This window comes from Salinivibrio sp. IB643 (assembly GCF_001996105.1).
Lineage (GTDB): Bacteria > Pseudomonadota > Gammaproteobacteria > Enterobacterales > Vibrionaceae > Salinivibrio > Salinivibrio costicola.
In genome coordinates this window covers 26669-47857 of sequence record NZ_MUFF01000008.1, presented here as the reverse complement: position 1 = coordinate 47857, position 21189 = coordinate 26669, and the positions used below count along the sequence as shown (strand labels likewise).

16 protein-coding genes are annotated in these 21189 nt (G+C 47.9%); 6 read left to right on the top strand and 10 right to left on the bottom strand.

Features of this window, described 5'->3' with window-relative positions:
- Positions 1 to 17 precede the first annotated feature (17 nt).
- Positions 18 to 1754: a PTS fructose transporter subunit IIBC gene (gene fruA, locus BZG77_RS05945; RefSeq protein ID WP_077646587.1), complete on the top strand. Its 1737-nt coding sequence runs from the start codon at positions 18 to 20 to the stop codon at positions 1752 to 1754.
- A 71-nt stretch (positions 1755 to 1825) separates the two neighbouring features.
- Here the strand turns inward: fruA and BZG77_RS05940 are convergent, their stop codons facing one another.
- The 3 genes from BZG77_RS05940 to BZG77_RS05930 form a co-directional block, all read right to left on the bottom strand.
- The gene (locus BZG77_RS05940) at positions 1826 to 3274 is read right to left on the bottom strand and encodes a glyceraldehyde-3-phosphate dehydrogenase (RefSeq protein ID WP_077646559.1); all 1449 of its coding nucleotides are present in this window, start codon (positions 3272 to 3274) and stop codon (positions 1826 to 1828) included.
- A 410-nt stretch (positions 3275 to 3684) separates the two neighbouring features.
- Entirely contained in the window at positions 3685 to 4371 is a 687-nt protein-coding gene (locus BZG77_RS05935; protein WP_077646558.1) for a DUF3334 family protein, read from the bottom strand.
- A 128-nt stretch (positions 4372 to 4499) separates the two neighbouring features.
- Positions 4500 to 7685 (bottom strand): ATP-binding protein, encoded by a 3186-nt coding sequence (locus BZG77_RS05930; RefSeq protein WP_077646557.1) that lies wholly within the window; start codon positions 7683 to 7685, stop codon positions 4500 to 4502.
- A gap of 443 nt (positions 7686 to 8128) precedes the next feature.
- Between BZG77_RS05930 and BZG77_RS05925 the strand changes: the two genes are divergently transcribed.
- The 3 genes from BZG77_RS05925 (at position 8129) to nagK (ending at position 10287) form a co-directional block, all read left to right on the top strand.
- On the top strand, positions 8129 to 8473 hold the full coding sequence (locus tag BZG77_RS05925; protein WP_077646556.1) for a DUF3802 family protein: 345 nt from the start codon (positions 8129 to 8131) through the stop codon (positions 8471 to 8473).
- Between the two features lie 30 nt (positions 8474 to 8503).
- Positions 8504 to 9277, top strand: coding sequence for a tRNA-uridine aminocarboxypropyltransferase (locus tag BZG77_RS05920; protein WP_241844109.1), 774 nt, complete (start codon positions 8504 to 8506; stop codon positions 9275 to 9277).
- A gap of 107 nt (positions 9278 to 9384) precedes the next feature.
- Positions 9385 to 10287, top strand: coding sequence for an N-acetylglucosamine kinase (gene nagK / locus BZG77_RS05915; RefSeq protein WP_077646555.1), 903 nt, complete (start codon positions 9385 to 9387; stop codon positions 10285 to 10287).
- Between the two features lie 76 nt (positions 10288 to 10363).
- Here the strand turns inward: nagK and BZG77_RS05910 are convergent, their stop codons facing one another.
- The 4 genes from BZG77_RS05910 to BZG77_RS05895 form a co-directional block, all read right to left on the bottom strand.
- Positions 10364 to 11443 (bottom strand): ketoacyl-ACP synthase III, encoded by a 1080-nt coding sequence (locus BZG77_RS05910; protein ID WP_077646554.1) that lies wholly within the window; start codon positions 11441 to 11443, stop codon positions 10364 to 10366.
- 121 nt (positions 11444 to 11564) lie between these two features.
- Positions 11565 to 12935 (bottom strand): SLC13 family permease, encoded by a 1371-nt coding sequence (locus tag BZG77_RS05905; RefSeq protein WP_077646553.1) that lies wholly within the window; start codon positions 12933 to 12935, stop codon positions 11565 to 11567.
- Positions 12936 to 13185: 250 nt separating this feature from the next.
- Positions 13186 to 13851: a SanA/YdcF family protein gene (locus tag BZG77_RS05900; RefSeq protein ID WP_077646552.1), complete on the bottom strand. Its 666-nt coding sequence runs from the start codon at positions 13849 to 13851 to the stop codon at positions 13186 to 13188.
- 114 nt (positions 13852 to 13965) lie between these two features.
- The gene (locus BZG77_RS05895; RefSeq protein ID WP_077646551.1) at positions 13966 to 15657 is read right to left on the bottom strand and encodes an NAD-dependent malic enzyme; all 1692 of its coding nucleotides are present in this window, start codon (positions 15655 to 15657) and stop codon (positions 13966 to 13968) included.
- 373 nt (positions 15658 to 16030) lie between these two features.
- On the opposite strand from BZG77_RS05895, the gene BZG77_RS05890 reads away from it, so the two are divergent.
- Complete coding sequence (locus tag BZG77_RS05890) at positions 16031 to 16768, top strand: substrate-binding periplasmic protein (RefSeq protein WP_077646550.1); 738 nt, start codon at positions 16031 to 16033, stop codon at positions 16766 to 16768.
- Positions 16769 to 16839: 71 nt separating this feature from the next.
- Here the strand turns inward: BZG77_RS05890 and BZG77_RS05885 are convergent, their stop codons facing one another.
- The 3 genes from BZG77_RS05885 to BZG77_RS05875 form a co-directional block, all read right to left on the bottom strand.
- Complete coding sequence (locus BZG77_RS05885; protein ID WP_021023238.1) at positions 16840 to 17322, bottom strand: YajQ family cyclic di-GMP-binding protein; 483 nt, start codon at positions 17320 to 17322, stop codon at positions 16840 to 16842.
- Positions 17323 to 17375: 53 nt separating this feature from the next.
- Positions 17376 to 18431: a 3-deoxy-7-phosphoheptulonate synthase gene (locus tag BZG77_RS05880; RefSeq protein ID WP_077575985.1), complete on the bottom strand. Its 1056-nt coding sequence runs from the start codon at positions 18429 to 18431 to the stop codon at positions 17376 to 17378.
- Between the two features lie 228 nt (positions 18432 to 18659).
- Positions 18660 to 20129: a protein adenylyltransferase SelO gene (locus BZG77_RS05875; protein WP_077646549.1), complete on the bottom strand. Its 1470-nt coding sequence runs from the start codon at positions 20127 to 20129 to the stop codon at positions 18660 to 18662.
- Between the two features lie 158 nt (positions 20130 to 20287).
- Here BZG77_RS05875 and BZG77_RS05870 point away from each other — a divergent pair, with 158 nt between their 5' ends.
- Positions 20288 to 21127, top strand: coding sequence for a CvfB family protein (locus BZG77_RS05870; protein ID WP_077460567.1), 840 nt, complete (start codon positions 20288 to 20290; stop codon positions 21125 to 21127).
- Positions 21128 to 21189: the final 62 nt, after the last annotated feature.

Below are 21189 nucleotides of genomic sequence, written 5' to 3'. Positions count from 1 at the left end.
TAAGTGGGGTAGAAGGTATGAATCTGGTCATTGTTACGGCATGCCCTAGTGGTGTCGCCAATACTGTTATTGCGGCGGGGCTTCTCGAACAAGCCGTCGATGCAAAAGGATGGACGGCACAAATAGAGTGTCAGTCGAGTGTTCAATCGACAAAAGTATTGTCAGCTGCAGAGATAGAACACGCCGATCGCGTGCTGCTCGTTGGCGATCCGAAAGAGACGGCGCGCTTTAATGGTAAACCTGTTTACCAAGCAAGCCTTGATGAAGTCATGATGGACGCACAGGCCGTGTTGACAGCGGTATCGAATCAGGCCCAGCCTTATGAGGCTTCCGTATCCAGTGAAAGTGGTGAGGAACAACCGGTTCGTATTGTCGGGATCACGGCTTGTCCGACGGGCGTTGCCCATACCTTCATGGCCGCTGAAGCGATTGAAGAAGCCGCGAAGGCGAAAGGGTATCAGGTTAAGATCGAGACACGTGGCTCGGTGGGGGCAAAAAATAACTTAACTGACCAAGACATTGAACAAGCGGATCTTGTCTTTATCGCGGCGGATATTGAGGTCGATCTCAGTCGCTTTGCCGGTAAACGTTTATATAAAACCAGTACCGGGAGCGCGTTGAAAAAAGCGGCACAAAGTTTGGATGATGCTTTGGCGAACGCCCATGTTCACCAAGCCGGACAAACCAATACCGCGAATAGCGCTGCAAACCAAGGTGAACGGAGTGGTGTTTATAAACACCTTATGACCGGGGTGTCACACATGTTGCCTTTGGTTGTGGCCGGGGGGCTAGCCATTGCGCTCTCGTTTGTGTTTGGTATTGAGGCGTTTAAAGAAGAAGGGACGCTTGCAGCGGCCTTAATGGAAATTGGCGGTGGTAGCGCGTTTGCGCTGATGGTCCCGGTACTGGCGGGCTTTATTGCCTTTTCTATCGCGGATCGTCCGGGCCTGGCACCCGGGCTTATCGGGGGTATGCTTGCAGCCTCAACAGGCGCGGGCTTCTTAGGGGGGATTCTGGCTGGTTTCATTGCTGGTTACAGCGCTAAATTCGTTGCGGACAAAGTCAGCTTACCGGCTTCAATGGAGGCGCTCAAACCCATATTGGTGATCCCGTTATTGGCCAGTTTATTTACCGGTTTGGTGATGATCTATGTGGTAGGTGGCCCCGTTTCGGTGGCGATGGAAAGTTTAACAACCTTCTTGCAAAGCATGAATTCAACCAATGCCGTCATCTTAGGCGTGTTACTCGGCGCCATGATGTGCTTTGATCTCGGTGGCCCGGTGAATAAAGCCGCGTATACGTTTGGCGTTGGATTGATTGAAAGTGGTACCTACATGCCAATGGCTGCCATTATGGCTGCAGGCATGGTGCCGGCATTAGGAATGGGTTTATCGACTTTCCTTGCCAAACGCAAGTTTAACGATGCCGAACAAGAAGCAGGTAAAGCGTCATTCGTTTTAGGACTGTGCTTTATTTCAGAAGGCGCGATTCCGTTTGCAGCGAAAGACCCGATGCGTGTTATTCCATCGTGTATTGCCGGTGGCGCATTAACAGGGGCGATCTCAATGTTGATTGGCGCGAAATTAATGGCGCCGCACGGTGGCTTGTTTGTCTTGCTCATCCCAAATGCGATTAGCCCTGTTTTGCTTTATCTCGCCGCCATTACGGCCGGTACCTTGGTGACAGGTTTAATCTATGCGTTGATTAAGCCGGTGAGCCAAGCATCACCATTGACGGCAACCCAGTCGTCTTAGTCAGACCTAAAACGCGCACGTAAAAAAGGCCCTTGATGGGCCTTTTGTTGTTTATGATAACGCTGTGTTGCTTATGATAATGATTCCGGCTGAGGGACCACAGGATAGCGAACCCCCATCATTTGCTCCATACAATGGATGACCTGACAGCTGTATCCAAACTCGTTGTCATACCAAATGTACAGTACGCAGCGATTACCCTCGGCAATCGTCGCCTGGCTATCTACCACGCCAGCAAAGCGAGATCCAATTAAATCACTCGAGACGAGTTCGGTGGATTGGGTATAATCGATTTGGCCTGAAAGCGGCGAGTAGAGCGCGACGTCTTGCAGGTACGCATTGATTTCATCTTTGTTGGTGGCGTGATTGAGGTTGAGGTTTGCAATCGCCATCGAGACATTCGGGGTTGGGACACGCACTGAGTTGCCAGTGAGTTTTCCTTTTAGTTCCGGTAATGCTTTTGCTACCGCGCTTGCTGCGCCCGTCGACGTCAGTACCATGTTGAGTGATGCTGAACGACCACGTCGATCGCCTTTGTGGTAGTTGTCTATTAAGTTTTGATCATTGGTAAACGAATGGACGGTTTCAATATGACCACTATCAATGCCAAATTTATCCTGCATGGCTTTGAGCACTGGGGTAATCGCATTGGTGGTGCAACTGGCGGCGGAGATAATTTTGTCATCGTGACCAATGACATCATGATTGACACCGAACACCACATTTTTAAGCGCGCCCTTACCTGGGGCGGTTAGCAAGACTTTGTCTGTCCCTTTGCTATCAAGATGCTGACCGAGTCCTTCTTCATCACGCCACATCCCCGTATTATCGACCACTAGGGCATGGTGAATGCCATACTGGGTATAGTCGACCTCAGTTGGGTTATTGGCATAAATGACTTGAATGAAATTACCATTGGCGATCAGAGCATTACGGGTCTCATCCACAGTAATGCTGCCATTAAATGGACCGTGCACCGAATCACGACGCAATAAGCTGGCGCGTTTTTCCAAATCGCCTTCTTTGCCACCACGGACCACTATCGCACGTAAACGTAATGGATAGCCTGGCCCACTTTTCTCAACCAGTTGACGTGCGAGTAACCGGCCAATACGGCCAAAACCATAAAGCACCACATCTTTGGGCTCGACGCTGTTGCCAGTGCCGATTAAGTGATTCAATTGGCTATGAAGAAAATCAGTAATCCCATGCTCACTGTCATGTGATTGCCAGTACGTCCACGCCAGCTGGCCAATATCAATTTTACTCGGGGCCAGGTCGAGTTCGGCCATCGCTTCGATTAAAGAGAGGGTTTGGCTCGGGGCTAATGTGCCGCCAGTGTAACGACGTGCGACGCGGTGAGCTTTAATAATATCAATGGTACTAGCGTTGATAAGCTGACGGCCAAAGAGTTGGATCTCTACGCCTTTTTGGCGATAGAGCTGGCTCAGCAGCGGATACATGGTTTCAGAGTGAGTTTGACTGGTTTGCCAGTCGAGTAGGTAGTGTTCTGGACTCATGAATCGACCTTTTCACGAATGATTGTGGGTGGGCAGGGTGCCCAGTAGGATAATGGACTGATCATTGCCAGCCTTATTATTTTGTTGCGCAGTCTAAATGACCCAGAATTATTCACCTACTAAAWATAAGTCCTAAAATTCAACCACTCATAGACGATTATGAGCGATAAGAACGAGTAATAGAGCGGGAGGGTTGTGATCAATATGGTAACTTATATGAAACAAAAGCGATGAATTCAATATTATTGTGAGCGGGAAAAGATGAAATGTTATTTTGTTTTTTGTCGAAAATTAAGTGGATAAAACACAAAAAAGTCGCGAACAAGCAACAATAACGGCTACTTGTTCACGAATTGAGGCGTAACTCGCTGATTTTTAGGTTCGATGTTAATTTATATGGGCGTTCGTGCTCAGATCCCGAGTTCATCTAACAAGTCGTTACTGCCATTGTCTTTCTTTTCATTTTTATCGTTAGATTTTCCTTCCAGCTGACGCACGGTTTCTGCCTCTAAAATAGAATCCGGGTCGACTTCTTCGCCTTCTTCAAAATCTTGCAGCTGAATGAATTCAGTGCGTTCCATCGCGAGTTCTAGATAAAAAATATGATTATTTTCGGTGGTAAAGCTGACCCGGCGCGCTTGAGGTTTATCAATATTGCTGTCGACAGACACGGAAATATTTTTGTTCACCGCCATCATCTTCGGCTGGTTTTGCGAGATAGACGTCTGAATTGAGCGCTTAATCTTGCCTGTGAAGTCACCGATGATTTGGTTCATCAGCTCGCCAAGTACATCACCGACTTCATCCGCTGTATGTTGAGTGGCAAGCTCTTCTTCGGGGATCCCCATATGCTGCATATAGTTGCGATAAATCTCTAACGCCGCTTGAGAGGAGAAGTTGATCACGACGAGTCCCGAAAAGCCGCCATCAAATAATACAAAGCACCCGATATCCGGCTTAAGACTGGTTTTGACTATTTTTTGCACCATTGCGGCATGATGTACAGGAGAGTCCGTGGCTTTGGTTAACACTGCTGTGGCAGATTGACACAGTTTGAGCAGGATGTCCTCGGAGGTGACAACTTTGGTTTTTCTCATTATTCACTACCGTTTTGGTTGCTGATGTTTACCTTGAGTGTGGCACCGGCACGCGAGGTTTGTACACCGATTTTCTAGATATTCGGATAAGGGATCACACCGATTCATTATTTTTGATGTTGGACACATTAAGTCTCAAGCGTGTCGAGCGCATGAGTCAGACGTATGATCGCCGTTTGCATCTGCGCTAACGCTTTGACAAGTGCTTGTGTGTCCTGTGTGTTGGCAGCATGTTCGGCGTCAAGGCACGCTTGATGCAATTCTGTTGCGCCAATACTGCCTGTCGCGGACTTCTGTTTATGTGCTGTGTCTTTGATATCTTGCCAATCTGTAAACGGCGGCGCTAACTGGCTCAGCGTGTTGATGCTCGGTAAACTGCGCCGGCGAAATATCGCAATGATATCAAGATAAGCGTGTTTCTGGCCGGCATAGAGTCGTTCGATAACACTTAAATCTAAAATGGTTGGCGAGATCTCGTGTTGCACAGAGGGGGTAGACGTTTCCTCTTGCGCTTTGTCGGCGGTTGAATGGGAACCTTGGTGAAACCAGTGACTTAAGCGGCTTTCGAGCTGCTCTAACTCAATGGGCTTGGTGATATAATCATCCATACCCGCTGCAAAACAACGTGCGTCTTCWCCACTGAGTGCATTGGCAGTAATAGCGATAATAGGGACGTATCCCGTGGATGACTGCTGCTCTCTCAATGCGGCTGCGAGTGCATAACCATCTTTATTGGGCATATGGCAGTCTGTTAAGACCAGATCAAAGCGCGTGCTTTGATAAGCCTGCAATGCTTGCTCACCATCATCAACCATCACAACGTGATAACCGAGATAATGGAGCTGTTGTGTCAAAACGCGTTGATTAGTGGGGTTGTCTTCGGCAACCAGTATATGTCCACGTATCGATTTGCCATGGCGCTCTCTTGCTTGCATATCGGGGATAATATTTAGCTCGAGAGATTCCCCCAACATGCTAACCTCTGGGCTGTCTAAGCCTAAACACACACGGATCCCATGCACTAAGCGGCGATAAGTGAGCGGTGAGGCAAAAAGCTCGACCAGGTATTTGTTAGGATGGGTATTCAGTGACAGCTTCTCTCGTAGCGCAATGATGTGTTTCACCCCAAGCGCATCAAAACGCGTCTCGTCACTTGTGTCCTGAGTGATCAAGAGAACATGTCTGGCAGCGACAAGCGCAGGCGTGCTTGATGCCTCCTTTTGTAGGATAAGCGTCTCGTTTGGATTAGCTGTCGCATGTGCAATACCTAAATGATTGAGATAGAGGTTGATGGCGTGTTTTAGCTCGCCGTCGGGTAAATCAAGGTAAATAAACAGTGTGTCGATATCGTCACGACTAAGTGGCGCAGGATGAGGTGCACCCAATCTGTCAGTGGTGTAACTTAAGCGAACTTGAAATTCGGTTCCTTTATCCTGTTCACTCTCAACCGTTATCTCACCATCGAGTAAATCGATAATATTTTTACAAATCGCCAAGCCGAGTCCGGACCCACCATACTCACGCGTAGTGGATGATTCTGCTTGGTTAAAGGGTTGAAATATGGTGTCTAATTTGTCGGGGCTGATGCCTATACCATTATCCGCTATTGTGACGTTCAATCCTGTTTTTTCCGGTGTGCCTGTGTCGAACGGTGTGATTTTGACATCGACTTTTCCCAGCTTGTCACGGTGACTGCCAGAAAACTTAATTGCATTGCCCACAAGGTTATAAAGGACCTGTTTAAGCCGGTTAGGATCGCCAATCAGTGAGTCAGGCAGTTCAGGATTAATAAATAGTGACAATGTCACATTTTGTTTTTTGGCATTGTGGCTCACCGTGTCCATCACTTGATCAACCGTTTCAGAGAGAGAAAAGGTAACCTGCTCCAGCTGCAGTTTTCCTGATTCGGTGCGGGAGAAATCAAGAATATCGTTAATAATCGAAAGCAATGAAAGGGCTGATTCTCTTACTGTGCTCAGCAACCCGTGTTGGGATTGGGTTAGCGAAGAGCGACGCAGTAGATCCAACATCCCGATGACCCCGTTCATGGGGGTGCGTATTTCATGGCTCATGGTGGCAAGAAACTGCGCTTTAACCCGAGATGCACTTTCAGCTCGTTCCTTTTCTGCTATCAACTGCTCACGTGCTTGGTTGCGCGAGATAATGTGGGCTCGGAATATCACTAAGCTCTGCGCAATCTTTCCGACTTCATCGGTTCTATCTTGAAAATGACTAGACGGTGGTGTCATGTCACCCGCGACCAGTCGCTGCATCGAATCTGCCAGCGCGGCGATTGGCTGAGTAAAAGACTGATAAATATAAAAATACATGCCGCTACTGACAAACAAAATAAATAACAATAAATAGCCAAGATTCAATTGATTGGAATGAAGAATAGATTGTAAGTCGGTCATTGAGCGGGTAACTTCATTACCTGTGCCTTGTGCAAAACGGGAAAGTGCATTCTCTAGCGCATGATACTCATGATCGCTGAGCGTGCGAACTGCCTTCATGGCAGCGACTTTGGCGTTCGGTTGGTAATTGTTAAAAATGGCAATACCGCTGCGCTTAAAGCTAGTAAAGTGATTGTTTAATCGCGCAATTTTTTTGAGTGAGGCAGGGTCATTAAGCTCGAACTGTGTTAATGACAAATATTGCTCAAAGGTAACCATATCTTCCATAAAGTATTGACGGCTACTCGTGCGACCTTCTAAATACTGATTTAGCTCGGTAAGCATATCGCCGTTTTCATCGACGAGCTCGTCGAGGTATTGTAATACCGCTAAGTTGTCGGGTTGCTTTAACTCCTGGGTGGCTTTGAGTTCGGCAACGAGGTTATCAATTGGGCGAGCGACATCAATGGATAATCGCATCAATTGCTTGCGTGCCCATTGCTCAGCCACAGGATCAAACTCGGTTAATACTTTTTGATGTGCGATGCGTTGAAAGCGTTCGTAGAGTTGACTGACTTTTTCGAGTTGTTGTTTTTCATCGGGTTTGATGGTTTTTAGTTCTTTTAGCGCGTTTTCAAAGTCTTGTTGATTCTCTAGAAACACCGATAGCGATTCGTGCCGTCCCATGACATATTTAAGCATGCTAGCATTCATGTCGCTCACCGAACGCAGCATCTGCATCGTAATAATGGCGCTAGGAATTTCGTGATGGGTAGCGCGCTCTACATCACGATTGACACGCTCTTGCATGATATAGCTTGAAACCGACAATCCGAGCACCATCAGCGTGATAAACGTCATGATTAATCCGATTTTGCTGACAATGCTCTTACTAAATGGGCGCGGACGGTTTACCTTCATGGTTTTTTCCTACATCCTTGTGAGCGATTGATTCGGGCGTATCCGTGAAAACAGCTCAGTGTGTGGTTTATTTTCATCACTGCAAACCAAAGCTATACTGCAAAGAAGAGTGGGTCAGCAGTTTGCATGAGTAAAGTGTGTCATGGATAAGCAAGAAAGGCTTACCGTTCACAGTTTTGCCACTGTATGTACATGATCAATAAGCCAGTACGTGTTATTGCGCATGCTATCTTATACTATAGAGCGTGTGGAATCGTATATAAGGTGCATCGAATAGTACAAGATGCATCGAATCGTATATCGTATAAGGTGCATGGAAACAGTATAAAGCACGTGATGTGCTGTGAAGCGTGACTCGCTTTCTAATTTTGTCCTCTGGGGGCGCACATCGCGGATGTTCGCGATACAATAGCGATATATGAACAGTCTAAGGACAAGTAACCATGGTAGTAGATTCAGACGGGTATCAGGCACTGATCGAGCACTTTGCGTTCAATCTCACCGTCTTTGAGCAACCCGGTGAAGCCATTGGCGATGAAACCATTGCAGATATCGTGCACGATCTCGTCGCCTCTAACATCATGACCATTTGTGAGCAAAACCCTGGGCTCTCATCCGCGTTAAGGTTTACCATACTCCGTGAAGCCGATCGTGTGGTTGAAGATATGGAAGAAGTCTTAGCCGGGCAATGGGAGCAACCTGTCACGGCAGAACAAGTGGGCTTTTTAGAAGAGTATGTGGCGCTAGTCAAAAATTCATTTGATGGCGCCATGGTTGAATTTCGTTAGTACTCAGCCACTAATAACCTAGATACTTTGATGTCAAAAATAGCGATGTCAAAAATAGAGCAGAATCACGCGATTCAGCGCCTTTATAAAGCACGCCTCTCGCGTGCTACCCGCCCTTATCTAGCCCGTGGTGCCGGGGTTGATCGTTGTCAGCAGTGCATGCTAGTTCGTCATTATTGTATCTGCGCCCACCGAACGGCTCACAAGACACACGCCGCTTTTATGCTGCTGATGTATGACGATGAGGTCTTGAAGCCAAGCAATACCGGCCGGCTGATTGCTGACTGTATCGCCGATACCTATGCGTTTATTTGGTCACGAACAGAGCCGGACCCTGAGATGTTAGCGCTTCTGTCCCATCCCGATTATCAACCTTTTGTGGTTTTCCCGTCTCAATACACGACGCCTGAGCGTGTCGTGAGTGTCCCGACTGTAGGCGTGTCAGGTAAACGTCCGCTGTTGATTATTATCGATGGAACCTGGCGAGAAGCGAAAAAGATTTTCAGAAAGAGCCCTTGGCTTGATCGTTTTCCGGTTTTAAGTATTCAACCTCAGGCATTATCACGCTATCAAGTGCGTGATGCTCACGGCGAGAATCAGCTTGCAACAGCAGAAGTGGCTGCAGAGGCACTGTTCGCAAATCAAGAGCAAATGGCAGCCGCATATTTGAATCAATGGTTTGATGTATTTAGCGAGCGCTATATGGCAGGTAAACGACAAAAGGCGTTGCCAGAGCGAGACGCGTTGTCCCTGCTTCTTCATCGCCAGGCTCAATGTGATACACACGAAAATGCCGATGGCTAACGTTTGGTTAAAAAACTACGAAACTTGGCCAGAATCACGGACTTGAGGTTATTTTGGGTGGATAATCTGGTTATATAACGACAAACAAACACGAAGGTGATTCAGCCATGTATTACGGCTTTGATGTGGGCGGCACAAAAATTGAGTTCGGCGCGTTTGACAAACAACTTAATCGTATTGCGACCGAACGTCATCCAACCCCCACGCAGGATTATGCGGCGTTGGTTGAAACCATCGTCCAATTGGTAGAAAAATACGATGTTAAATGGGGAGGGCAGGGAACCATTGGTATTGGTGTTCCTGGCTCACAAGCAGAAGATGGAACGGTTTTAACCGTTAATGTGCCTGCAGCCAATGGACAATCGTTACGTGCAGATTTAGAAGCACGCCTTGGTAGAGAAGTCCGTATCAGTAATGATGCTAACTGTTTCGCGTTATCGGAAGCCTGGGATGAGCAAGCGCAGTCGGCGAAAACAGTATTGGGTTTAATTCTTGGCACTGGCTTTGGTGGTGGTTTAGTCATTAACGGTAAGGTGATTAATGGTAAAAACCAGATGGCTGGCGAGGTTGGTCACATGCGGATGCCGATTGATGCTTGGTTGCGTCTTGGTGATCACCCACCGATGTTTGATTGTGGATGTGGCAACAAAGGATGCTTAGATAATTACCTATCAGGGCGCGGATTCGAACAATTGTATGGCCACTTTTATCAACCTCTATCAGCGATTGAAATTATCGAAAACTACCGAGCGGGTGAATCCGATGCAGTGGCATTTGTCGCGTGCTTTTTTGATGTGTTGGCAATGTCTTTAGGCGGTATTTTAACTGCGTTCGATCCTGACATGGTTGTGCTTGGCGGCGGCTTATCTAATTTTGATGAACTTTATGACGCCATTCCCGAGCGCTTACCTCAGCATTTACTGTCAGCGGCAAATGCGCCTGATATAGTCAAAGCACAGCATGGCGATGCGGGCGGAGTGCGTGGCGCGGCATTCTTGCATTTAACCTAATGCCTCACTGAAACCCTGCTAAGAAAAAGCCGACATCTTGATTGTCGGCTTTTTGGATCTTAGCTTTCTCGCGTTGCTACTTATTCGACTTTTGACAGTGATTAATTGCGTCGTCTAATAGCTCGAGTGCCGTTTTATCGGTGGGTGGTAGGTCTGCATTTGATTGCGCGATAGGTGTGGTTCGCTCACCCCAGCGAATCAGTCCTGCGCCCCAGGTAAGTCCAGCGCCAAATGCCGCAGTGAGCAATTGACTGTGCGACTTGACGACGCCTTGTTCTACCGCTTCGCACAAGGCGATAGGAATTGTAGCGGCAGACGTATTACCGTAATGTTGGATATTGATAAATGCTTTATCCAGTTCAATACCGGCATGCTCACACAAGGTTTCAATAATCCGTTTATTCGCCTGATGAGGAACAACAAGATCGATGTCGTCGGCGTTAAGTTGATTGCGGGCAAGCACTTGATTTGCCGCAGAGCCCATACCTTTGACCGCGCGTTTAAAAATATCGCGACCGATAAAGTCAAACGAAAAACGCCCATTGTCGGGATCAAAACGGTCCATAGCGGTGCCAAATGCCGGGATGGCTAATACGTCTCTTCCTGCTGAATCACATCCGAGTTGCGCATCTAACAAGCCTACTTCTTGATCGCTTTTGCTCACCACGACTGCCCCCGCTCCGTCACCGAATAACACGGCGGTATCGCGTTTGCTCCAATCCAAGTACCAAGTAAGGTGTTCTGCACCAATAATCAGTGCGTGCTGGTAATGGCCGGCTTGCAACATTTTGGTGGCCGTTTCTAATCCATAAAGGAATCCAGTACAGGCGGCATTCATATCGAAAGCGGCTGCACGTAGGGCGCCAATATTTCCTTGAACCTTTGAAGCGATGTTAGGAATTAAGGTATCTGGAGAGCATGTCGCGACAATCAATAAGTCTAACTGGCTCGCATCGATACCTGCAGCCGCCAGGGCTCGATGGGCAGCAACGGTTGCTAAGTCCGAGGTTTCTACATGACTCACTCGACGCGCCTCGATACCAGTGCGCGAGCGGATCCATTCATCATTGGTTTCTAAGATGGTGCTGAGGTCATCATTACTCAACACAGCAGGCGGGAGACATTTACCCCAGCCAGTAATTTCTGCAAATGCCATAGTCGTTTACGGGTTATTAAGCGTTGCGCTAGTGTAAACCTGAAACTCAATTGAAACAATTTTGATAGACGAGAAGACGCGAAAAACACTACCTGGCGCAAATGCCAGGTAGTGAGCGAGATTACCAGAATAAACGGGTAAAAATGGCAAGAACCACAATACAAACAAGGTTTAAGTACATGCCAACCCGCATCATATCACGTTGTTCAATATGCCCAGATCCAAACACAATAGCGTTAGGAGGGGTGGCAACGGGAAGCATAAAGGCACAGGATGCTGCAATGGCAATTAACGCCGATAGTGCCACGGGGGACACGCCTAAGGCTTCAGCAATGGTCGCGAAGACGGGAACTAACAGTGCGGCGCTGGCGGTGTTACTGGCAAACTCTGTGAGGAATATAACAAACGCGACGACACCAAGCATGGTAAAGAACAAACCGGAGCCGGTCAGCGCGCTACTGAGGTGATTCGCCAAGAATACACTGGTGCCTGTTTCTTTGAGTACGTTGCTTAAGCAAATACCGCCACCGAACAATAATAGAACGCCCCAATCTGCGGTTTTTTCCACTTCCTTCCACTTTACCACTCGGGTAGCACCCAGTAGTACGATCGCAGATAGCGCGACGATCGAGTCAAATTTACTGAGACCACCGAGCATGGCATTTAAGGGTTTACTGAAGATCCACGCCGACACCGTAAGCGCAAAGATAGCAATGGTGGTTAAACGTGGCGTGGTCCATTCAAAGCCGCGTTTGTCGGCATCAAAGCTGTAGTTAAGATTCGGTTTGGTTAAAAAATACAACACAACAACAGCCACTGGCAGTAGTATAAGCGTGACAGGCAGTCCGAGCTTCATCCAGTCTGCGAAACTCAACCCAGCTTCTGCAGCAGCGATGGCATTTGGTGGGCTACCGACAATGGTCGCGATGCCACCGATACTGGCACAGTAAGCAATCCCTAACAGAACGAAAACATAGGTGCCATGATCTTTTTGATTATTCACCTTATGTAAGATACCGAGTACCAAAGGAAGCATCATTGCTGTCGTGGCTGTATTACTGATCCACATCGATAGACCGGCAGTGACACCAAAGAGCATCATCACTGCCACTGACATTTTTCCTTGGGCGATGGTTAATACTTTATTGGCAATCGCTTTATCGAGCCCTTGAGCTTGCAATGCTGCCGCTAATGCAAACCCACCTAGAAACAGAAAGATAATAGGGTTAGCAAAGTTTGACAACGCCGCCGGTGTTTCAAACACACCGAGACCCACTGCCATGATCGGCACCAGTATCGCTGTTATGCTGACATGAATGGCTTCGGTGAGCCAAAGCACGGCGATAAAGACCAGTAAGCTGAGGCCAGTTGTTACGTCGGCGGTAAAAGGTAAGCTCTGATATAAAAAGAAAAACAGCGCAATATCAGCCAATAAAATCCAGGCTTTTCGGTCGAGCTTTCTGGGGTGTAAATAAAGGGATTGCAAGTTCATAGGGCGTCCTTTTACAAACGTTATCAGGTATTGTACGCATTTATAATATTTGTGTTATTCGCTTGATAACGGGGATTTATAAGCAAAAACAAGCCACAACAGATTACCAAGCGATGGCTAATATACGCTTTATTGGTCAGGGTGTTAATCGATTACAGGCAGGTTTTTAAACAAATAATTAAAACAATGTAAAAATTGTGATTCGGACAGCATCGATAGTAAAACGCCGAGTCATAACGTCAGAAGGGGGTTATCGGTTTGAGAGGCCATCTATCGGTGCTTTAGGTCCGGTGAATTTTGGCTTCACATTAAGAATAAAACTGTCTAGTACCGCTTTAGTGCGTGCCAGTATTTCTCTGGCGCGGATCTTGGTACCGGCCCAGCCTCTAGGGCTTGGTACCGCGTAACAGATAGCGTCGATATTGTTAACATCCGCGAGAAATAGCGCACGTTCGCAATGAAATTGCTGCGTGATGACGGTAAAACGCGGAAGGCTAAAAACCGTCTTGGCGCGAACAACGGAATCGAGTGTCCGAAACCCCGCATAATCAAGATGGATCGCTTCTTCTGCGATGCCCGCCTCGCGTAAATCTCGTTTCATCGTCCAGGGTTCGTTATACGATCGATGAGCGTTGTCGCCACTAAGGAGCAGGTGGTCAATCTTTCCTGCGTGATAAAGGGCCTCAGCCGCTTCAATGCGATAGGTGTAATAAGGATTTGACGTTTTGCCGATATATTTGCTGGTGCCGAGTACGAGCCCCACTTGTCGTTTGGGCAATACATCGACATCTTTGTAGACACGCCCTTTGGCGTTAAGCGTGATTGCGATATCGCTAGCCGCCATGAGAATAATAGTAAGGGCTATGAGTACAGCCAATGTGATTATCGCCTGACGAACGAGGCGCCGGAGAGCCATGGTGCGTTGTATCCTTTTTTTGACGGACAGCACTCGATAATCGCGGGTGCGGCAAGTAGATGGAATGGTAGCAAAAAAAGCGCCTGAGTAGGCGCTTTTTCTGTCAGTCTTTGGTTAAAATGAGGTGCGTTTGTAAGCTCGGTATTCAGGCGACCAAAAACTCTCCTCGATGCGCTTTTTCAGTGCCTCATCAGAGAGCTCGGCGGCGACGCCTTCAACAATCGCTTCTTTAGCCACCTCAAACGCAATACGTTTTGATACTTGGGTAATATCCTCCAACGGTGGGAGCAGGGCGCCGATCCCTCGCTTCGCCAGAGGAGAGCATTCGGATAGTGCTCGCGATGAGGCCATTAGCATGCCATCGGTAACACGAGAAGCCCGGACGGCTAATACGCCAAGCCCGATGCCTGGAAAAATATAGCTGTTGTTACACTGTGCGATGGGGAAGGTTTTGCCATTATCTAAACGGACGGGCTCAAATGGACTTCCTGTGGCAACTAGCGCTTGACCATCGGTCCAACGCAAAATATCAAATGGCGTCGCCTCGACCCGGCTCGTGGGGTTAGATAAAGGAAAAATAATCGGGCGTGGACAGGTGGCATGCATTTGTTTAATGACATCTTCAGTGAATAACCCTGGTGCCCCCGATACGCCGACGAGCACGGTTGGTTTCGCGTTTCGAACCACGTCTAATAGTGAGATATTGCTATCTTCTAGCTGCCACTCCGCTAGTGCCTCGCTTTTTTGTACCAGCTTTTGCTGGAAGTCGAGCAAGTTTGGCATTGCATCGACTAATAGACCCCAGCGATCGACCATATACACGCGTGAGCGAGCTTGTGCATCTGAAATGCCCTCCGCGACCATTTGTGCAATGATAGCTTCTGCAATACCACAACCGGCAGAGCCCGCGCCTAAAAAGGTGATCCGCTGTTCAGACAACTTGGTGCCAGCCGCTTTACACGCGGAAATTAATGAGCCCACGGTGACTGCTGCGGTCCCTTGAATATCATCATTAAAGCAGCACACCTTATCTTTATAGCGTTCTAGGATTGGCATGGCATTTTTTTGCGCGAAATCTTCAAATTGGATCAATGCTTCAGGCCAGCGGCGCTGTACTGCTTGGATGAACTCTTCAATAAATGCATCGTACTCCTGGCCGCTAATCCGAGTGTGGCGCCATCCCATATACATGGGATCGGAGAGCCGTTGTGGGTTATTGGTTCCTACATCCAGAACAATGGGAAGCGTATAAGCCGGACTGATCCCACCGCACGCGGTATAGAGCGATAGCTTCCCGATAGGGATGCCCATGCCACCGATCCCTTGGTCGCCTAACCCCAGAATCCGTTCTCCATCGGTGACCACTATCACTTTAACATTGTGACGAGACGCATTGTTTAAAACATCATCAATACGTTCGCGATTTGGATAAGAAATAAACAACCCGCGTCCGCGGCGATAAATATTGGAAAAGTTCTCGCACGCCGCCCCAACCGTGGGGGTATAAATGATAGGCATCATTTCGGTGATGTGGTTCGATACCAGTCGATAAAACAGCGTTTCGTTGGTATCTTGAATATTTCTAAGATAGATATGCTTATCGATATCGTTTTCGAAGCGTTGGTATTGCTGATAGGCGCGCTCGGTTTGTTCTTCAATGCTTTCTATCGCGTCTGGCAATAATCCTTCAAGGTTAAAGAACTTACGCTCTTCAACACTGAATGCGCTGCCTTTGTTTAACAGTGGCGTTTCTAGCAGAGCTGGCCCTGCGTAGGGGATGTAAAGAGGACGTTTTTGATTATTCATGAATGATAAGACTCGATGGTTCTTTTCGTTGGGTCGATGACGAATATTGGGCGTTATCATGTGCCTTCATGGCGTTTTTATGTCCTGTGCCGAACGCTTTTTGTGCGTTAGGCGGCGATAGCCCCAAGCGATTTGCAATAAAGGGTAAAGTTTAGGCATGAATGGTGACCTAATTCAACTTTTTTACCTCAATGTGCGGTGTGGGTATGAGCAAAGTTGCGCAAGAGAAGAGCGACACGTCTACACTTTGGCCATAGACCACAATGCAGTGCGGTTTAAACTTGCTACTCAGTGACCGACAGCAATTGATTGAAAGCTAATAATAAATATGTTGGCTGTACACATTTAATGGAAGGTAAAAAGAGGTAGTTCAATGAAGTCACTTATTGCCGCCAGCTTACTGGTTTTTTCGACCACAACTCTCGCTGCTAATTTAAGCGATTTAGATTATATTACTGAGGTGTATCCCCCGTTCAATTATGAAGAGCGTGGTGAGTTAAAAGGGATTGCCGTTGATTTTCTAGAGGCTGCGACTAAGGCGGCGGGTGAGCCAATTAGCCGTGATCAAGTGAAATTGCAACCGTGGGCGCGTGGTTATGCGACCGCGTTGTCTGAACCCAATACGGTCCTTTTTTCAACCACACGCACCGCAGAGCGTGAAGATAAGTTTAAATGGGTTGGGCCCATTACCGATACCAAAGTGGTGGTTTGGGCGCCAAAAAGCAAAGGGATAACAATCAATAACGCGAGTGACTTTGCTGACTACAAAGTTGGCGTGGTGCGAGAAGATGTGGGTCAACACCTATTAGAAACGATGGGCGTTGGCAAGAAATCAATTCGTTTATCCCCTAAACCGGACTTGTTGGCGAAACAATTAGCCGCTGGTCGGATAGATATGTGGGCTTATGAAGAAAATGTGAGTGCGTATATCATGAGCCAGAGCAATATCGATACCAGCCAGTTTGAGGTGGTGCATGTGTTAAACGAATCACAGCTTTATTACAGCCTAAGTAATAACACACCAGACAGCTATGTTGAAAAACTGCAAGCAGGCGTTGACCAGGCGATCATGGATGGCACGCTCGATGAGATAAAAAATAACTACAAGTAGCGCGGGGCATCACAAAGAATAAAAACGGGCGCCTCAGGCGCCCGTTTTTAGATAGTTCGGGGCGTAAGCTGTTAGTCGCGGAAGTTCTCAAACTGAAAAGGTTGCTCAAAATCACTGTCTTTGATCAATTGAATTACAGCCTGTAAATCGTCGCGTTTCTTACCGGTAACACGGACTTGCTCACCTTGAATTTGCGTCTGGACCTTCATCTTGGCATCTTTGATCGCTTTGGTGATCTTTTTCGCCACTGGCGTCTCAATGCCATTTTTGAACTTCACCTGCTGTGAAAAGCTCTTACCGGAATGGACCATTTCCTGAATATCCATCGCGCGTGCATCAACGCCACGCTTGGCCAAATTGCTGCGAAGCATATCCATCATTTGATTCACTTGAAAATCAGCCTCAGCAATCACTTTTACCGCTTCTTTATCCAAGTCAAAATTGGCTTCCACACCACGAAAATCAAACCGTGTTGCCAGTTCACGATTGGCATTATCAACGGCATTTTTGAGTTCCACTTTGTCAATTTCAGACACAATATCAAATGAAGGCATAGTCTCATCCTAGTTGGGGGCATGCTCTGGACATACCCATGTTCAATCAATGGTTATGTATTTTTTCGCGCCATGACAGCGTTGGCAAGTTGAGCCAAAACCTTTTCGGTATCTTCCCAGCCGAGACAAGGATCGGTAATCGACTGACCATAGGTGCGTGAATCGGCACTCCCCATTGCTTGATTACCTTCTTGTAAAAAACTCTCAGCCATAATGCCAGCGATCGCTTGCTCGCCACCATGGATTTGCGCGGCAATGTCTGCACACACCTCCAATTGACGGCGGTGCTGCTTTTGGCAATTACCATGGCTAAAATCAACCACAAGCTTGGTAGGTAAGCCAAAACCTGCCAGCGTGTTCGCGGCTGCCTGTACATCATGCGCGTGATAATTCGGCTGGTGTCCGCCGCGCAAAATAACATGGCCGTCAGGGTTACCGGCAGTGCGATAGATTGTCATGGCGCCATGTTTGTCCGGCGAGCAGAACAAATGCGATTCACGGCTTGCACGAATCGCGTCGACGGCAATAGTAATATTACCATCGGTGCCATTTTTAAACCCAACAGGGCTTGAGAGCGCTGACGCCATCTCGCGATGAATTTGGGATTCAGTAGTTCGAGCGCCGATCGCGCCCCAGCTAATTAGGTCAGCAATATACTGACCGGTAATCATATCGAGAAACTCGGTCGCCGTCGGTAAACCCATTTTATTGATATCGAGCAGTAACTCACGCGCGGTGAATAGCCCCGCACGAATGTCGCCGCTACCGTCGAGGTGGGGATCGTTGATCAAGCCTTTCCAACCGACAACGGTGCGCGGCTTTTCAAAATAGGTGCGCATCACCACCAATAATTGATCTGTGTATTGATCGGCTAGGGTTTTGAGCTTTGCTGCGTAATCACGGGCCGCGGTTGGATCGTGAATCGAGCAAGGGCCGACGATCACGAGTAGTCTAGGATCTCGGCCATTGAGAATATCGCTAATCGCACGTCGTGCGGTGGTTATGTGGTGAGCAACACTGTCAGTAACGGGGTGGGCAGCTTCCACCTCTGCAGGCGTAGGCATGGTATCGACCACACGGGTTCGAAGCTCGTCGGTTTTCAGTGGCATAGAGGACAGCCTTCCTCACATTTTTATCTGTTGCGAAGCCAGTAAGATAGCAAAAAAAGCGGCCTGTGAAAGCATCAATGTGATATCTGTTGGATTTTTTCTTCCAGAGCGGCAAGGTGTCACGCCTACCAACAGGTTACGCGTGACGATAATTGACGGATTGAATGAAGGTTATTATGTTACCCTGTCACTCAAGCCCTGATCAATCTGTGTGTTTAATACTCAGCACTAGGATGAACAACTCAAGGTGAGATCTTTGTCTTCTTCCGCGGGCCGTTGTGCTAGATGGGCCAATGCCGGATGTGCATCAAAGGGATCGGCTAATACAGTGATCAGATCGTGCGTAGGTTGCATGTTACCTTGCTCTGCGGCATCAATGGCTTGCTGAGCCAGAGAGTTACGCAAAATAAATCCAGGGTTTGTTGCTCGCATACGGTCTAGTCGTTCAAGCGAATCAAGATGATGGATACGTTGATGGTAATCGCTTAGCCATTCACTCAAGCTGTCGGTATCGGCAATCATGTCTGAAAACTGACTGAGGCTTGGTGTGGTGAGTAGGGCGTCGTTTTCAATCTCGCTGAGCCGGCGAAAGAAAAGGGTATAATCGACACCTTCGCTCTCAAGCAATGAAAAGAGCGCATTAAATAAATGGCTATCACCCTGCTGTGCGTCCGATAAGCCCAATTTATCACGCATTGCTTTGCTATATGCCACTTGCAAATGATGTTCATAGCCGCCAAGAATGTCGTTGATCACCGCACTGTCGAGCAGTGGCGTGAATGTGTAACCCAATGCGGAGAGGTTCCAAAGTCCAATGGCGGGTTGTTGATTGAAGGCGTAGCGTCCGGTGTGATCCGTGTGATTGCAAATATTGCTGGGATTAAAATCATCTAAAAATGCGTAGGGGCCATAGTCAAAGGTTTGGCCTAGGATCGACATATTGTCGGTATTCATCACGCCATGGTTAAAACCAACGGCTTGCCATTGAGCGATCATTCCAGCGGTGCGCTCGACAATTTCTTGCAGCAATGCCGCATACGGTTGCTCGGCTTTGGCAAGTTCAGGGAAATGACGCGCAATCACATAGTCGGCCAGTGTACGCAGCGCGTCATGTTGTTGGCTAAAAAATAAATACTCAAAATGACCAAAACGGACATGGCTTTCTGCCACCCGCAATAACGTTGCTGCGGTTTCCATTCGCTCACGCATGACAGGCGTGTCGCTCGTGGCCATGGCGAGAGCATGCGTGGTTGGGATGCCAAGTCCGCGCATTGCTGCACTGGCTAAGTATTCACGGAGCGTTGATCGTAGCACGGCCCGACCATCACCATGGCGACTGTAAGGTGTTTTACCGGCCCCTTTTAGGTGCCAATCCCACAGTGTGCCGCTGTTATCACGCCACTCGCCCAGTAATACGCCACGCCCATCGCCGAGCGCGGGATTGTATTGACCAAACTGGTGCCCCGTGTATTTCATGGCGAAAGGTGTGCGGCCGGCCAAGGGTTGCTCTGCCGATAATAACGCGCGAAAGGTATCGCTTTTAATGTCTGCATCGGTTAAGCCGAGTTTTTCCGCCAAGGTGGCGTCATAGGTTAAAATTCGCCCGTTATCTAGCGGCGTTGGTGTAACGGACTTACCGAATGCGCTGCCCAACTGGCTAAAACTAAACCGAATGTGTTCGCCATTAAATACTGCCATGTTTCCCCCTTATTTGCTTTAGCCAGCCTAACAGGGTTACGACGACTAACAAGAGACAGAAAGTAAGGGTATTTTTTCTGCGACGCGTCGGATCAACAACGCATCTTACGTGCAAATTGCGTATACTTGGGGGCATTATTTTTTATCGTGTTGAGACAATGATTAAACTAGGCCAATTTAATACGCTTACTGTGGTCAAACAGGTAGACTTTGGGGTGTTTCTGGATGGAGATGACTACGGCAATATTCTCCTCCCCAAGCGTTATGTACCGCAGAATACTCAGCTTGGCGATGACCTTGATGTGTTTATTTATTTCGATTCTGAAGATGACATCATAGCGACCACCGAAACGCCTTATGTGCAAGTGGGTGAGTTTGCATCCTTGCGTTGTGTTGGGGTGAACTCAGTGGGCGCGTTTGTTGACTGGGGGCTGACTAAAGACTTGCTGGTGCCATTTAGTGAGCAACGCACGCGTATGGAAGAGGGCAAACCGTATGTTGTGCGCGTTTATACTGATAATGCATCAGGGCGCATTGTGGCGAGTCGTAAATTTAACAAGTTTATTAGCGACGCACAGCCCAAAATGCAACAGGGAGATAAAGTCACGGTACTGATCACGGATAACACCGATCTGGGCTATAAGTGTGTGGTCGACAATCAACACTGGGGACTGATTTATCGCGCTGAAGCGTTTGGTAAGTTGTTTATTGGCAAAAAACTCAGCGCCTACGTCAAACATGTACGCGACGATGGCAAAATGGATTTATCGCTACAAAAACCAGGTAAAGCCCGGGTCGATGAGTTAGGCGATAAAATCTTACGTACGCTGGAAAACAAAGACGGCTTCTTACCGCTGAATGATAAAAGTTCGCCTGATGCTATTTTTGCTTTGTTTCGTACGAGCAAGGCGACCTTTAAAAAGACACTGGGGGGCTTGTATAAGCAGCGACAAATCCGGATCGAACACGATGGCATTTACTTAACTAAGTTCGATTAACATGACAAAAAAATGCCCGGTACGTCCTGTTCCGGGCTTAGGGAAAAGGCTCATTAGAGCCC

Coding starts and splice junctions, on each gene's coding strand:
- fruA (WP_077646587.1), top strand. CDS start 18: ATGAATCTGGTCATTGTTACGGCATGCCCTAGTGGTGTCGCCAATACT.
- BZG77_RS05940 (WP_077646559.1), bottom strand. CDS start 3,274: ATGAGTCCAGAACACTACCTACTCGACTGGCAAACCAGTCAAACTCAC.
- BZG77_RS05935 (WP_077646558.1), bottom strand. CDS start 4,371: ATGAGAAAAACCAAAGTTGTCACCTCCGAGGACATCCTGCTCAAACTG.
- BZG77_RS05925 (WP_077646556.1), top strand. CDS start 8,129: ATGGTAGTAGATTCAGACGGGTATCAGGCACTGATCGAGCACTTTGCG.
- BZG77_RS05920 (WP_241844109.1), top strand. CDS start 8,504: ATGTCAAAAATAGCGATGTCAAAAATAGAGCAGAATCACGCGATTCAG.
- nagK (WP_077646555.1), top strand. CDS start 9,385: ATGTATTACGGCTTTGATGTGGGCGGCACAAAAATTGAGTTCGGCGCG.
- BZG77_RS05910 (WP_077646554.1), bottom strand. CDS start 11,443: ATGGCATTTGCAGAAATTACTGGCTGGGGTAAATGTCTCCCGCCTGCT.
- BZG77_RS05905 (WP_077646553.1), bottom strand. CDS start 12,935: ATGAACTTGCAATCCCTTTATTTACACCCCAGAAAGCTCGACCGAAAA.
- BZG77_RS05900 (WP_077646552.1), bottom strand. CDS start 13,851: ATGGCTCTCCGGCGCCTCGTTCGTCAGGCGATAATCACATTGGCTGTA.
- BZG77_RS05895 (WP_077646551.1), bottom strand. CDS start 15,657: ATGAATAATCAAAAACGTCCTCTTTACATCCCCTACGCAGGGCCAGCT.
- BZG77_RS05890 (WP_077646550.1), top strand. CDS start 16,031: ATGAAGTCACTTATTGCCGCCAGCTTACTGGTTTTTTCGACCACAACT.
- BZG77_RS05885 (WP_021023238.1), bottom strand. CDS start 17,322: ATGCCTTCATTTGATATTGTGTCTGAAATTGACAAAGTGGAACTCAAA.
- BZG77_RS05880 (WP_077575985.1), bottom strand. CDS start 18,431: ATGCCACTGAAAACCGACGAGCTTCGAACCCGTGTGGTCGATACCATG.
- BZG77_RS05875 (WP_077646549.1), bottom strand. CDS start 20,129: ATGGCAGTATTTAATGGCGAACACATTCGGTTTAGTTTTAGCCAGTTG.
- BZG77_RS05870 (WP_077460567.1), top strand. CDS start 20,288: ATGATTAAACTAGGCCAATTTAATACGCTTACTGTGGTCAAACAGGTA.